Raw genomic sequence first — 13,584 nt, 5'->3', positions numbered from 1 at the left:
GAAACATTCTACACGTTTGTTGTTTGTTTTGCTTGCTTTGTTCAGTTTTCAAAGGTCTACGTTGTTGCTTTGACAGCTTCTTACAATACTACTAAAGTGAAACCACTTTGTCGAGCTCTTTGTTTAATGCTTCGTTGCAACTTATTCATAATAACAAACCATCATGTTATTTGTCAACAACTTTTTAAATGTTTTTTTATTTATCTATCAACACTTATAAAGTTTTAAAAAAACAAATGCTTGTTATTTTATATTCGACTTGATTTCGTTTCGTTCAAGCCAACGTTGTCTAATTTACCATTTAGAATAGCAACTGTCAACAGTAGTTTTAAAACTTTTTTAAAGAATTCGTTTTCTAAATTTCAAACAGTTTTTTTATTTGAGCTATTATATAGTAGCAAATAAAAAGGACTTGAAAATTATTTTTTCTAATTTTCAAGTCCTTTTGCCATTTAATGTGAATCTTGGATCCGTTTAAACATTCTTTCCATCTCTCGATTAGTGAATTGTATCAAAACGGGCCGACCATGAGGACAGTTGAAGGGATTTTCTGTTTTACCTAAATCAACAAGCAAAGCTCGGGCTTGTTGATCGTTCAAGTAGTGATTCGCCTTAATCGAACGTTTACAACTCATCATGATGGCTGCATCTTCTCTAAACTTAGCTAAATCAATTTGGCCGCTTTCGAGAACGATTTCGATAATCTCCTTCGTAATATCTTCTTCCTTGCCCGCTTCATACCAAGTAGGATGTTCACGTACAATAAAACTGTTTGCACCAAAAGGTTCTAAATGAATACCGACTTTGGCTAGTATTTCCTGACGCTCAGTAATTTTAAGCCATTCATCATGTGGATACTCAAGTACTATCGGTATCAGCATACTCTGTAAATCTTCCCCAACTTTACCGATCGCTTCTCGATAGTACTCATATTTAATCCGTTCTTGCGCAGCATGCTGATCGATAATATATAATCCTTCATTACTTTGCGCGAAAAGATAGGTACCGTGCATTTGACCGAAGTATTCTAATGCCGGAAAAGAGGATTTCGGAGCTTCAACGGACTCATTATTCACTGTTTCTTCTATTATATAGGAAGAGTTGTCCACAAAGTTATCCACTTTATCAGAAAACTGATTCGTTTCATTAGATTCATCAAACGTGATTGGAGTAGGTTGTTCCTCGGATGTTTTTTGTTCCTCTTGAAGTTTTACACGTTTTCCACTAAAACTATCCACAAAGTTATCCACATTTTCAGACGGATTTTCTTTTATATAAAACTCCCCTGTGGCCGCATCAAATTTTAAATCCGTTTTCGGTTGATTTACTTCTCGAAAATCCATACTTAATTGCTCAGCTAACTCTTTTTTTGTTGGACTTTTTTTGACAACTTCTTCGTAATTAACTTTTGGTATTAGAACTTCATCTGTTAACGCCTCTTTTATCGTTGCTGAGATTAAGTTCGAAAGTTCTTTTTCTTTCGATAAACGGACTTCTTGTTTTGTTGGATGGACATTCACATCAACTAATAGAGGATCCATTTGAATTTCGATAATCGCTATCGGAAAACGTCCGACCATTAATTTCGATCCATATCCTTCAATGATTGCTCGATTTAACAAGAAATTTTTGATGTAGCGTCCATTAATAATGATTGATAAGTAATTACGGCTGGCTCTTGTTACTTCAGGTAGCGAAAAATAGCCGTGAATCGTGAAATCTAAATCTTTCGCTTTGATTTCACGCATTTTTTTAGCAGTTGCTACGCCATAGATTCCCGCAATACATTGTTTTAAATCGCCATTACCAGGTGTCGTTAACATACGATTGCCATCATGAACCAGACGAAAGGCAACTTCTGGATGACTCAAAGCGAGTCGGTTAACAATATCGCCAACGTTTGCCAATTCTGTTTGAAGTGATTTAACGTATTTCAAACGAGCTGGTGTATTGAAAAAAAGATTTTCAACCGTAATCTTCGTCCCTTTACGTAGTGAACTGGGGCGTTCTTCAACAACCTTGCCACCTTTTAACGATAAGAAACTTCCTTGATCTTCGCTTTGGACAGCCGTCTCTAGCGTGACTTCTGACACAGAGGCGATACTTGGTAATGCTTCTCCACGAAAGCCGAGTGTTCGAATCCGGAATAAATCATTGCGCGTATGAATTTTACTCGTGGCATGGCGTTTAAAAGCACTCCCCACATCTTCTTTAGCAATCCCTTCCCCGTTATCAATGATTTGAATTTTCTTCAAACCAGCTTCTTCTAGAAGGATATCAATTTGTGTACTTCCTGCATCAATGGCATTTTCAACAAGCTCTTTTACTACGGAAGCGGGACGCTCCACAACTTCTCCAGCAGCAATTTGATTCGCTAAACTTTCTGATAGTTCTTGGATTCTTCCCATAAGCAACCTTCTTTCTACTTGATTTTCTTTTGCAACTGATGCAAAGCATTCATTGCATCAAGTGGTGTCATCTCTAAAACATTCAGCGACTTCAACTCTTCCAAGACTTTGGTTTCTGCTTCATTACCCTCACTAAATAGTGACAATTGCTCAACTGGTGGTGTTGGCGCTCCCGGGTGTTGATGACTATTTTCTAAGTTCATTAAAATATAGTCGGCACGCTCTAATAGTTTCTTCGGTAGTCCGGCAATTTTAGCAACATGAATTCCATAACTCTTATCTGCTGGTCCAGCCATCATTTTATGTAAAAAGACAACTTCTCCGTCTTGTTCAACGGCACCGACATGGACATTCCTTAATTGATCTAACTCTTCATCTAAAACGGTTAATTCATGGTAATGCGTTGAAAAGAGTGTTTTCGCCCGCACTTCTTGATGGATATATTCAATGATCCCTTGCGCTAACGCCATACCATCATAAGTTGCCGTCCCTCTTCCAAGTTCATCAAATAAAATTAAACTGTTCGGTGTTGCATGCTGTAAGGCATGGTTAGCTTCCATCATCTCGACCATAAACGTACTTTGACCGGCAATTAAATCATCGCTCGCCCCAATTCGTGTGAAGATTTGATCGAAAATCGGCATCTCTGCTGACTCTGCTGGGATAAAGCAACCCATTTGCGCCATAATAACCGTTAGAGCCAATTGACGCATATACGTACTCTTACCAGACATGTTCGGACCCGTAATCAGTAAAATCATCGTCTTGGCATCCATTTCAATCGAGTTTGGAATGTATTCCTGATGCCCCAACACTTTCTCGACAACTGGATGACGACCTTCAATAATCTTCAATTCTTGTTTTTGATTGAATTTCGGACGAATGTATTGGTATTTCTCACTAATCGTTGCAAAACTTTGTAAAACATCGACCGAACTTAAAGCTTGTGCTAATACTTGTAAGGCCTCGATGCTTTGTTTAACCTCTTCACGAATCGTTAAAAAGAGTTGATACTCTAAATCAACCGATTTTTCTTCCGCTTCTAAAATGAGGGTTTCGATTTCTTTTAGCTCTGGACTGATAAAACGCTCGGCATTTGCTAATGTTTGCTTACGTTCATAACGCCCTTCTTCTAGATTACTCAAGTTTGATTTGGTAATTTCAATATAATAACCAAAGACACGATTAAAGCCGATTTTCAGATTTTTGATCCCTGTTGCTTGGCGTTCTTTCGCTTCTAATTCTGCTAGCCATTTTTTACCAGAAGACATCGCCTCACGGTATTGATCTAACTGTTCATTAAATCCTGTTTTGATGACATTCCCTTCCGTAATAGCTAACGGTGCATCTTCATGAATACCGCGCTCAATTAAGGCAACCAATTCTTCCATCGGCGAAATATGAGCAAGTAACGCATCCCACTCTCCTTCATTTAATCCTGTCAAAATTTGACGAATAAATGGGATTTGTTGTAAGGATGTTTTTAATTGCAGTAAATCCCGTCCGTTGACATTACCAAAGGCCACTCGCCCAGCCAATCGTTCTAAATCATAAACTTTTTTGAGTGTTTCTTGTAAATCACCACGCTCAAAAAAGGCGTTCAATAAAGAGCCAACTTGATTTTGACGGGTTTCGATTTGACTTTGATTAATTAATGGACGATCAATCCACTGCTTTAACAAGCGTCCACCCATCGCCGTTTTTGTTTCATCAAGTAACCATAGCAACGTTCCTTGTTTTTTACCGGTACGAATCGATTGCGTCAACTCTAGATTAAACTTGGAATAATAATCCAGTTTTAAAAAGTGATCGACTTGATATTCCACTGCTTTTTGCAAATGATCCAAGCTACGCTTTTGCGTACGACTTAAATAAGTCAATAACTTAAACGTCACAGGTGCCAACGCATCACTTAAATCTTGTGTTAAAAAACGAAATTCCGTTGTCTCTTCGCTTTCTTCCTGAAATGAGAAAATTAACCCCAAACGCTTTTCGAGTAATTCTGTCGTTGTTTCTGGAACAGCACTCGTTAAAAGAACTTCACGCGCTTTCAAAACAGCGACTTCATTTAAGACATCTTCTTCTGTCGCTAAGCGTGCAACTTTCAACTCGCCCGTCGTTAAATCAACATACGCTAATTGAAAGGCGGACGCCTCATAAGCTAACGCCACTAAGTAATTATTCTCTTTTGCTGACAACCCACGACCTTCCATCACCGTTCCCGGTGTGACTAATTGAACGACTTCTCGCTTAACCATTCCTTTAGCCGTTTTCGGGTCTTCAACTTGTTCACAAATTGCGACTTTGTAACCTTGTTGGACAAGTGTATCAATGTAACCACTCGCGGCATGATGAGGAACGCCACACATTGGAATCGGATCTTCCGCATTTTTATTACGACTCGTTAAAGTTAATTCAAGTAATTGCGAAACTTCAATCGCATCTTCATAAAACAATTCATAAAAATCGCCAAGACGATAAAATAAAAAGGCATCTGGATACGTGGCTTTAATGCCAAAATATTGCTCCATCATCGGTGTATGTTTCGTTTTTTGAGGCATCTTATTCCTCTCCTTCGATACGTTCATTGACTTCTTTTTGGATCATGGTTGAAACGTGTTGTAATAATTCGTCTGCTTCAATTAAGCGATCCCGGTAATTTTCGACCAACGGATGGGTTTTGTACGCTTTATTCAAATCATTAATTTCTTGTACGGCTTGCTTTTCCGCTTCTGGTTTATCGTAATGCGCATAAGCAACCGCGTCTTTTTGCGCACGTTTAATTTTTTCTTCAAGCTCTTTTAACCCTGGATGGTTTTGTGCTTTTCCTTGAATGTCTTTAAATGTTTGAACACTTTCATGCGTCGTTAATAAAGATAACATCTTATCAACTTCCGCTTGTAGTGCTTGCTCTTCTTCTAAATAACCCACGATTGCTCCTCCTTACATCATAAATGGACGGTCTTCACTAATTTGAAATGCTTGAATTTTTTTCGCTCTCCCTGTTTGATCATCTAAATCAATCACACAAGCAGATAATAGCGAACGACCACTTTCAACTACTTCAAAACGGCGAGGTAATGCCGTGATAAATTTCTCGATTACCGCTTCCTTTTTCATACCTAACACGCCATCATAAGGCCCCGTCATACCAACGTCTGTTAAATAAGCCGTGCCTTGTGGCAAAATACGTGCATCATTTGTTTGGACGTGTGTATGTGTGCCTACAACGGCAGAGACGCGACCATCTAAATACCAACCCATCGCTTGTTTCTCACTCGTTGCTTCACCATGGAAATCAACGAAAATAAAAGGCGTACGCTCTCCAACTTGCGCTAAGATCTCATCCATTTTTGTAAAGGGATCATCTAAAGCAACCATAAAGGTGCGCGCTTGTAAGTTAATCACCGCTAATTCCAATTGGTTGACCTTTGTATAGACCACACCGACACCTGGTACACTTCCAGGGAAATTGGCTGGTCGGACGAGTTTCTTCGCATCATCAATAAATTCAAATAAATCACGGTTGTCCCAAGCATGATTACCAAGCGTCACAACATCTGCTCCATCTTGTAAAAATCCTTTATAGATTTTCTCCGTAATGCCACGACCAGAGGCCGCATTTTCACCATTAACAATCGTCACTTGTGGACGGTACTTCTTTTTTAATTGTGGTACATATTCTGAAATGGCTTGTCTGCCGATCGAACCGACAACATCACCAATAAATAAAATTCGCAAAAAAATTCCTCTTCTCTTAACATTATAGATCTCTTGTTCATTATATCGGTTTTAACAAAGAAAAAAAAGAGGTGATAAAATAAGGCTGTTTCTAGAGCGGCATGGTACGAGGCCTAAAAATACCTTGCGAAAAAACAACTCTTTCATTTTTGTCATAAGGCAGTTTATCACCCAGTATTCACTTGCGTTGCCTGGCATTGATCTCTCGCTCTGACAATGGCAACTATCGAAAAAAAATGTCTCGACTTTATCGAGAAAGTCGAGACATTTTCTTATCTTAAATTGAAATTGGACGACGGTCGCCTTCATGAACGACGTCACGAAAATCAGCAAAGCCTGCATCGAGCCCTCGTAGTAAAATTTCAGCCGTACCAATATTCGTTGCTAATGGGATTTCATATACATCTGATAAACGAATTAACGCTGTCACATCCGGTTCATGTGGTTGCGCCGCTAATGGATCACGTAGAAAAATCACCATATCCATCTCGTCTTCTGAAATCATTGCACCAATTTGTTGGTCGCCACCTAATGGTCCTGATTTGAAGCGATGAATCGGTAACCCGGTTGCATCAGCAATTCGGCTACCCGTGGTCCCCGTTGCAAAGAGTTGGTGTTTTTCCAAAATTGGACGGTAAGCCGTCACTAGTTTTACCATTAAATCTTTTTTTCGGTCATGAGCAATCAGTGCAATTTTCATAAAACCCTCCTAAGTATCCGTCGTTAGATTAATTTCAATTCTTGTAGTGCATGCCAAATTCCATCACTGTTATTATCTTTCGTTACAATATCCGCCTCTTGCTTCACGATATCTAAAGCATTCCCCATCGCGACACCAATACCAGCTTCACGCAACATTTCACGATCGTTTAGACCATCACCAAAACCAATGATATCTTCACGGGGAATCGATAAACGATCCGCAAGATTTAAAATTGTGCGCGCTTTGGAACCACTTGTCGGAACCACATCCACACATTTTTCATGCCAACGAACAAAATTAAAGTCAGGGTATTTCCCCTCAAATAAATGATCGAAACTAGAATCAAAGTAAGCGAGCGCTTGATAAACGTCTTCCTCGCTACCTAATTCACCTAATTCAGATGCTTGTGAACCAAAAGAAGTCATCGCTTCTTCCATTTTCCCCATATCAAAACTCGTTAAGCGTTTCGATGAATCCAAATGAATCAAAGAAGTATCAATTTGCAACCCATGACAAGCTTCGATGAGTTGTTGTAAACCATCTGTTGCCAATGTTTGTTTAAATACTTGCTGGTGATTTAAAAAGGCCGCGGCACCATTACACAAAATGTAATTTTCAAAATCAAGCTCGCGAATCACTGTTTCTGCTAAATAACGACTACGACCGGTTGCGATTGTGACAAAGTGCCCTGCCTCTCGTAGCGCTTTCAACGCTTCTACAGTACTTTCCAACGGACGCTTATTCGAGTCAAGCATCGTGCCATCAATATCAAAAGCTAATAATTTTCTACTTCCCAATTTGTAAAACTCACTTTCTTTCCTTCAATTTTGTTCCCTTCTACTTAATCATAGAAAGAGATATATTTCAAATTTTTTGAAATAGTTCTTTAAAAATTCGCCTATTCTTTAATCTTGTTCCCATTGTTGATACATTTTCTCAACTAATTCAACAGTTTGTAACGTCAAATCCTCTGTCATAATTGGACTTTCCAACAAGCGGTTTGTCAAACACTCATTCACATGATCCACTTCAAAAACAAATTCATTTTCATGCGGTAAATGAATCGTTTTTTCTTCGTTGTCATTCGTCAATGTTGCTTCTTGTGCACGCCAAAAATGCGGGATATGAATACGGCCTTTGTCACCATAAATCACGAGGTCACTATTGCTTGCAAAATTCGTTGTAATAAAGATATTGCCTTGCATCCCATCTTCAAAAAGAATGCTGACATCACATTGACTATCCGAAAACCCAGGTTTCATCACAGACGTCCCTGCGACTTCTTCAATTTTGCCATTCGTCACATACTGCATGTATTCAATCGGATAACTTCCTGAACCATAAAGTGCCCCACCACCTGATTCCAATGAATGAAACCACGGAATGGCGTGTCCAGCTGGAAAAGCCATAAACGCCTTCATGTATTTCACCGATCCAATGAAACCTTCGGCAATCCATTTTTTGACTTGTTGCGTAATTGGTAAAAAGACGGCTTTTTGTGCTTCCATAATAAATAATTGCTGCGCTTGTGCTAAAGCGAATAACTCTTCTCCTTCATCCAAGGTTAAAGTAAACGGTTTTTCAAGTAAAACGTGTTTGCCTGCAAGCAATGCTTCTTTAGCTACTGGATAGTGTCCTTTATTATAAGTCGCGATATAGACGATATCGATTGCTTCATCTGCAAATAATTCTACATAACTGCCATAAGCTTTTGGAATCGCTAAATCTTTTGCCATTTTTTGGGCTTTTTCCAATTTTCTTGCAGCAATCGCGACGACTTCACCTTGCTCACTTGCCCGAACGCCATCAACAAATCTCGGAACAATACTTGCTGTACTAACAATACCGTATTTAATCATTTTTCTCCTCCAATAAAACCTTTGTCATTCTCAATTATAACATTTTAACAAACTTCTGCGTATCCTCTGTCAATAAACTAAAAAAATGAGCAAATACATATTTTCTCTACTTAAATTAGTGTAAAATAAGCCTATCTCACGCACAAAATCGGCAATTGCCATCATTTCATTTGGAGGATTTATGGAAAATCAACACACAATGCCCCCGTCTTTTGACTTAACGGGTTGGCAAAAAAACATTCGCTTTTTTCTAACCGGACAATTTTTATCCGGTATCACAAGTATGGTCGTTCAATACGCCATCATTTGGTATTTAACCAAAGAAACAGGCTCTGCGACAGTCTTAAGTTTCGCCACGCTACTCGGGATGATTCCAATGGTCTTACTCAGTCCATTCGTCGGTCCCTTTGTCGATCGTCTCGATAAGAAAAAACTCTTAATCGTCACCGATGTGATTGTTGCCTTGTTCGCACTCACTTTAGCGATTGTCGGAACCCTCTCGAATCAATTTCCGCTATGGCTCGTCTTTGTTTCATTATTTATGCGCTCCATCGCTCAAACTTTTCAAATGCCTACCATTCAATCGATTTTGCCACAAATGGTACCGCCAGAAGAAATTACGCGCGTCAACGGACAACTCGGTATGGTACAATCCGCGAATATGATTATTGCACCGGCTTTAGGCGCCTTCTTATTTGCTGTCGTTCCTATGAATGCTTTAATTTTACTCGATGTTCTAGGTGCCATCTTAGGGATTGCATTGTTATTGTTTGTTCGCATTCCAATCACACAGGCCATTGGCGAGCAAGTTCATGTGTTAACCGATACAAAAATGGGCTTTTCATTATTAATCAAAAATAAAGGCCTTTGGTACATTACGTTACTAGGATCCGCCTTTACACTTATTTTCATGCCGGCAGTCAGCATGTATCCTTTGATGACGATGGATTATTTCCAAGGCACAGTCGGTCAAGCCGGTATCATTGAAGTCGTCTTTTCTGTTGGTATGTTACTCGGCGGTGTTGTCATTGGTGTTTTTGGGAAATGGAAAAACCGGATGGTTCCCGTCTTAATTTCTTATTTTGTAATCGGTGTGACATTTACAATCAGTGGTTTTTTACCTGGTAACCAAACAGGCTTCCTAGGTTTTATTGCCTTAAATGCAATCGCTGGTTTATCGGCTCCTTTTTTCAATACGCTCTTAATGGCGATGATTCAGCAAAGTTATGAACCCGAATACCTTGGTCGTGTCCTAGGGGTACTCAATTCTCTCATGAGTATCACAGGTCCCGTTGGATTAATTTTTGCCGGTCCCTTAGCAGATAAAATCGGTGTCGAAAAACTATTCATTATCGCAGGCATCGGTACGATTCTTTGTGGGGTCGCCAATATTTTCATTCCTGCAGCAAGGAATTACGACCTTTTCTTACAAAAAAAATTAGCAGAAAAAGCAACGAGCGAAGAAATTTCTTCTCCTCAATAAATAAAACCTAAAAAAACCCCCTTAAGTAAAAATACTTAAGGGGGTTTTTGACAGTACTATTGCTAGTAGAGACTTTATTTTCCACAATAAAAGCCTCCGACACCTACAATCCGGTAGTTGAATTTCTTCATGTGCCTCTGTTTGAATGGACTAGTTAAAACTAGTCTTCCTCGACTCATCGCATAAAGAGAACTATAGCACAGTCTTTTATAAAAATCTAGTCTTTATTTTCAAAAATCGATTTTATTTTTGTATTAATTAAATCAATTGCGACGTAATTTTCGCCGCCTTCTGGAACAATAATATCAGCATAACGTTTCGTCGGCTCAATAAATTGATGATACATTGGTTTCACAACCGTTAAATATTGCTCAATAATGGAATCAAGTGTACGACCACGCTCTTCCATATCACGCTTAATTCGACGAATAATTCGTGTGTCATCATCGGTATCGACATAAATTTTGATATCCATCATATTACGTAACTTTTCATCTTCTAAAATTAAAATACCTTCTAAAACAATCACTTCTTGCGGTTCTTGCACAATCACTTCTTTACTACGTGTATGATTAACGTAATCATAGACTGGTTTTTCAATCGCTTGATAATTTTGCAATTGCTCTAAATGCTGAATTAACAAGTCAGTATCAAATGCAAACGGGTGGTCATAATTGGTTTTTAAGCGCTCCTCAAATTCAAGATGGTCTTGGTTTTTATAATACGAATCGTGTTCTAACATCATAATTGAGTGTGTCGGGAAATGGTCCAAAATCGCGCGGCTAACACTCGTCTTTCCACTACCAGATCCACCACTTACTCCGATAATGATCGGTTTTTTCTTAGTCATTGCAATCGTTCCTCGTTCCCTGATTTCTATTCTTTATTTATTATAGCCAAGTTCTTGAAAATTTCTAGCTGAAACAGGCATTTTCACTTAAGAATTTCATAAATTTCTTCTAATTGTTGAATATGATGCGTGGGTTGAACAATTAAATCCTTCTTCTCAACAACCGGATGCAACCAAATGGTATCAATTCCCGCATTGTGTCCCCCTTGAATATCTGATGTTAACGAATCACCAATGATAACTGTTTTATCCTTATTTAATTGTGGAATTTTATTAAATGTATACTCAAAAAAACCAAGCATCGGTTTTTGATAGCCCGTGTCTTCAGATATAATAATCTCCTTAAAATACGGCAGTAGTTGTGCAGCCTCTAGACGTTGGTACTGCGTTGTCGAAACACCATTCGACACGATATATAAATCTGCTTTATTGGCTAAATCAGCCACAATTTCCAAACTATTTCCTAAGAGCTGATGCCCTTGACCCAGAAGCTCACGGTAACGATACTCCATAGCTAAACTATCCACGCTTCGATTCAATAAACTGAAAAATTCTCCGAAACGCTCATTAACGACTTCTTCACGTGACATCTGTCCTAATTCATATGCGCGCCAACGTCGTTCATTTAATTCTTTATAATTTCTTTCTAAGTCTGTTGTTAGCTCTATACCTTCTTGTTGAAACAACGCGCGTAGTGCTTGATTTTCTGCTGCTTGAAAATCCAATAAGGTATCATCTACATCAAATAATAGTGTCGTATAACGCATGCTCACTTCTCCTCTAATCTCTCTTTATTTTTAACGAAAATAAGGTTTTAACTGTTGCAACTCAACAAACGTCAGCTCGCGATAATTGCCGATCTCAAGCGATTCTAAAGTTAGCGGCCCCATTTTCGTTCGTTTTAGTGCCGTTACTTTTTTTCCACAAGCAAGAAACATTTTTTTCACTTGGTGGAATTTTCCTTCAGAAATTGTGAGTTCGACCTCACTGGTATTTGCCTCTGCGTCGTGTGAAAGAATCGTCAATTCGGCCGGCTGACAAGTTGTACCATCTAAAAAGACAATCCCTTTAGCAAAATCCGCGATATCCTCTTCTGTTACACATTCATTAATGGATGCTTGGTAGACTTTGATGACCTTTTTCGTCGGATGAAGCAAATCATAAACGAGCTGCCCATTGCTTGTCATTAAGAGCAGGCCTTCTGTATCTCGATCCAGTCGACCCACAGGAGCCAATTGTTCGACCATCGGTTCTTTTCTAAGAAGATCAAAAACCGTTTGGTGTTGCGCATCCCGCTTGGCCGTCACGACTCCCTTCGGTTTGGCTAACAAATAATACCTCTCTTTTGTCAAAAGCATACGCCCGTCCACTTCAATTCGATGCAACTGACTATCAACATTCTGACTTTCATTTAAAGTCACTTGACCATCCACTCGTACTTTTCCTCTGAGAAAAAGGCGCTTCATCTCTTTACGCGAAGTCTGGAGTTGCTCTTCAATTAATTTATCTAATCGCATAAACGCCCTTCTTTCTGAAATAATTATACCGTAATTATTCACTTGGAAAAAGAAAATAAAGTCGAAATGATCGTAACTTTTCTTTATGATTATGAGAACCAAAAGTGAATACCTTGACATAAACGTTTATTCGTCCTATGGTTAAGAGGTAAAGTAAATAGCTGTTTCTAACTACACACAGTGTTATGAACTGGTGGAGAAAGTGACTAATCCCCTTTCTAGGTAGCTTTATTGTTGCCTTTTACGCACATTTTTTTGTGCGCACCCCTAACCCTTGTAATGTGCAAGAGTAACAAAGATTTACTTCGAAATGACTATCTTCGGATAGAAAAATTAGGAGGAATTGAGTTATGTCAGTATCATTGGAAGTAAGTAAAAGAAGTACGCGCCCACGCGCAACACGTAACAAATTACGTCACGAAGGTAAAATCCCAGGAATTATTAATGGGTACAAAATTGAGAGTACACCAATCTCAGTTGACGGTCACGATTTCAAACGTCTTTTAAGAACAGAAGGTTTGAACAGTGTTGTTAAATTAACAATCGACGGTGAAAATTACAATACCTTAATTCACCAATTTACAACAGATACATTTACAAGAGAAATCGACCATGTTGAATTCTTATCAGTAGACATGTCTGAAGTAACAGAAGTTGAAGCTGAGCTTGTTTTAATCGGAACGGCACCTGGTGTTCGTATCGGTGGCGCGTTGACACAAAACTTGTATAACGTTATCGTTTCAGCAACACCTGATAAATTACCAGAGCGTATCGAAGTTGATATTTCGAAATTAGATATTGGTCAATCAATTACAATTGCTGATTTACCAGTTTCAAGCGACTACGAAATCATCACTGACCCAATCGAGCAAATCGTAGCAATCAGTGAGCCACGTGCGAAAGAAGAAGTAGCAGAAGAAGAAGCACCAGCTGCTGAATAATATAAATAATCATCAAAACCGTTAGAGGACTTTTCCTCTGACGGTTTTTTTAAATTTACAGAGTCATTCGATTCATAAAAAA

Annotated in this window: 12 protein-coding genes; 2 read left to right on the top strand and 10 right to left on the bottom strand. The window is 38.7% G+C overall.

Annotated features, from left to right (window positions below):
• Window positions 1-452: 452 nt before the first annotated feature.
• The 7 genes from mutL to IEV09_RS11740 all read right to left on the bottom strand — a co-directional run bounded on the left by mutL (window position 453) and on the right by IEV09_RS11740 (window position 8,711).
• On the bottom strand, window positions 453-2,408 hold the full coding sequence (gene mutL, locus IEV09_RS11770) for a DNA mismatch repair endonuclease MutL (RefSeq protein ID WP_188368507.1): 1,956 nt from the start codon (window positions 2,406-2,408) through the stop codon (window positions 453-455).
• 14 nt (window positions 2,409-2,422) lie between these two features.
• A complete protein-coding gene (gene mutS / locus IEV09_RS11765; protein ID WP_188368506.1) occupies window positions 2,423-4,969 on the bottom strand; it encodes a DNA mismatch repair protein MutS in 2,547 nt (848 codons plus the stop codon).
• A 1-nt stretch (window position 4,970) separates the two neighbouring features.
• Window positions 4,971-5,339 (bottom strand): YlbF family regulator, encoded by a 369-nt coding sequence (locus IEV09_RS11760; RefSeq protein ID WP_229731717.1) that lies wholly within the window; start codon window positions 5,337-5,339, stop codon window positions 4,971-4,973.
• A gap of 12 nt (window positions 5,340-5,351) precedes the next feature.
• The gene (locus tag IEV09_RS11755) at window positions 5,352-6,149 is read right to left on the bottom strand and encodes a TIGR00282 family metallophosphoesterase (protein ID WP_188368505.1); all 798 of its coding nucleotides are present in this window, start codon (window positions 6,147-6,149) and stop codon (window positions 5,352-5,354) included.
• Between the two features lie 277 nt (window positions 6,150-6,426).
• Complete coding sequence (mgsA, locus tag IEV09_RS11750) at window positions 6,427-6,849, bottom strand: methylglyoxal synthase (RefSeq protein ID WP_188368504.1); 423 nt, start codon at window positions 6,847-6,849, stop codon at window positions 6,427-6,429.
• 23 nt (window positions 6,850-6,872) lie between these two features.
• Window positions 6,873-7,649 carry an HAD family hydrolase gene (locus tag IEV09_RS11745; RefSeq protein WP_268234676.1) on the bottom strand — a complete coding sequence of 259 codons (777 nt, stop codon included), beginning with the start codon at window positions 7,647-7,649 and terminating at the stop codon, window positions 6,873-6,875.
• Between the two features lie 108 nt (window positions 7,650-7,757).
• The gene (locus IEV09_RS11740) at window positions 7,758-8,711 is read right to left on the bottom strand and encodes a Gfo/Idh/MocA family protein (protein WP_188368503.1); all 954 of its coding nucleotides are present in this window, start codon (window positions 8,709-8,711) and stop codon (window positions 7,758-7,760) included.
• Between the two features lie 181 nt (window positions 8,712-8,892).
• Between IEV09_RS11740 and IEV09_RS11735 the strand changes: the two genes are divergently transcribed.
• Window positions 8,893-10,194, top strand: coding sequence for a Mef(A)/Tet(V) family efflux MFS transporter (locus tag IEV09_RS11735; protein WP_188368502.1), 1,302 nt, complete (start codon window positions 8,893-8,895; stop codon window positions 10,192-10,194).
• 217 nt (window positions 10,195-10,411) lie between these two features.
• Here IEV09_RS11735 and udk read toward each other — a convergent pair whose 3' ends face one another.
• The 3 genes from udk to IEV09_RS11720 form a co-directional block, all read right to left on the bottom strand.
• On the bottom strand, window positions 10,412-11,044 hold the full coding sequence (gene udk, locus IEV09_RS11730; protein ID WP_188368501.1) for a uridine kinase: 633 nt from the start codon (window positions 11,042-11,044) through the stop codon (window positions 10,412-10,414).
• Window positions 11,045-11,127: 83 nt separating this feature from the next.
• Complete coding sequence (locus tag IEV09_RS11725; protein ID WP_188368500.1) at window positions 11,128-11,811, bottom strand: YjjG family noncanonical pyrimidine nucleotidase; 684 nt, start codon at window positions 11,809-11,811, stop codon at window positions 11,128-11,130.
• Between the two features lie 30 nt (window positions 11,812-11,841).
• Entirely contained in the window at window positions 11,842-12,561 is a 720-nt protein-coding gene (locus tag IEV09_RS11720) for a pseudouridine synthase (RefSeq protein ID WP_188368499.1), read from the bottom strand.
• Window positions 12,562-12,911: 350 nt separating this feature from the next.
• Between IEV09_RS11720 and IEV09_RS11715 the strand changes: the two genes are divergently transcribed.
• A complete protein-coding gene (locus IEV09_RS11715) occupies window positions 12,912-13,502 on the top strand; it encodes a 50S ribosomal protein L25/general stress protein Ctc (RefSeq protein WP_188368498.1) in 591 nt (196 codons plus the stop codon).
• The last annotated feature ends 82 nt before the right edge of the window (window positions 13,503-13,584 follow it).

It is taken from the genome of Enterococcus alcedinis, assembly GCF_014635985.1.
Classification (GTDB): Bacteria; Bacillota; Bacilli; order Lactobacillales; family Enterococcaceae; genus Enterococcus_I; species Enterococcus_I alcedinis.
The sequence above is the reverse complement of the archived record's forward strand: the minus strand, read 5'-3'. Positions and strand labels throughout refer to the sequence as shown.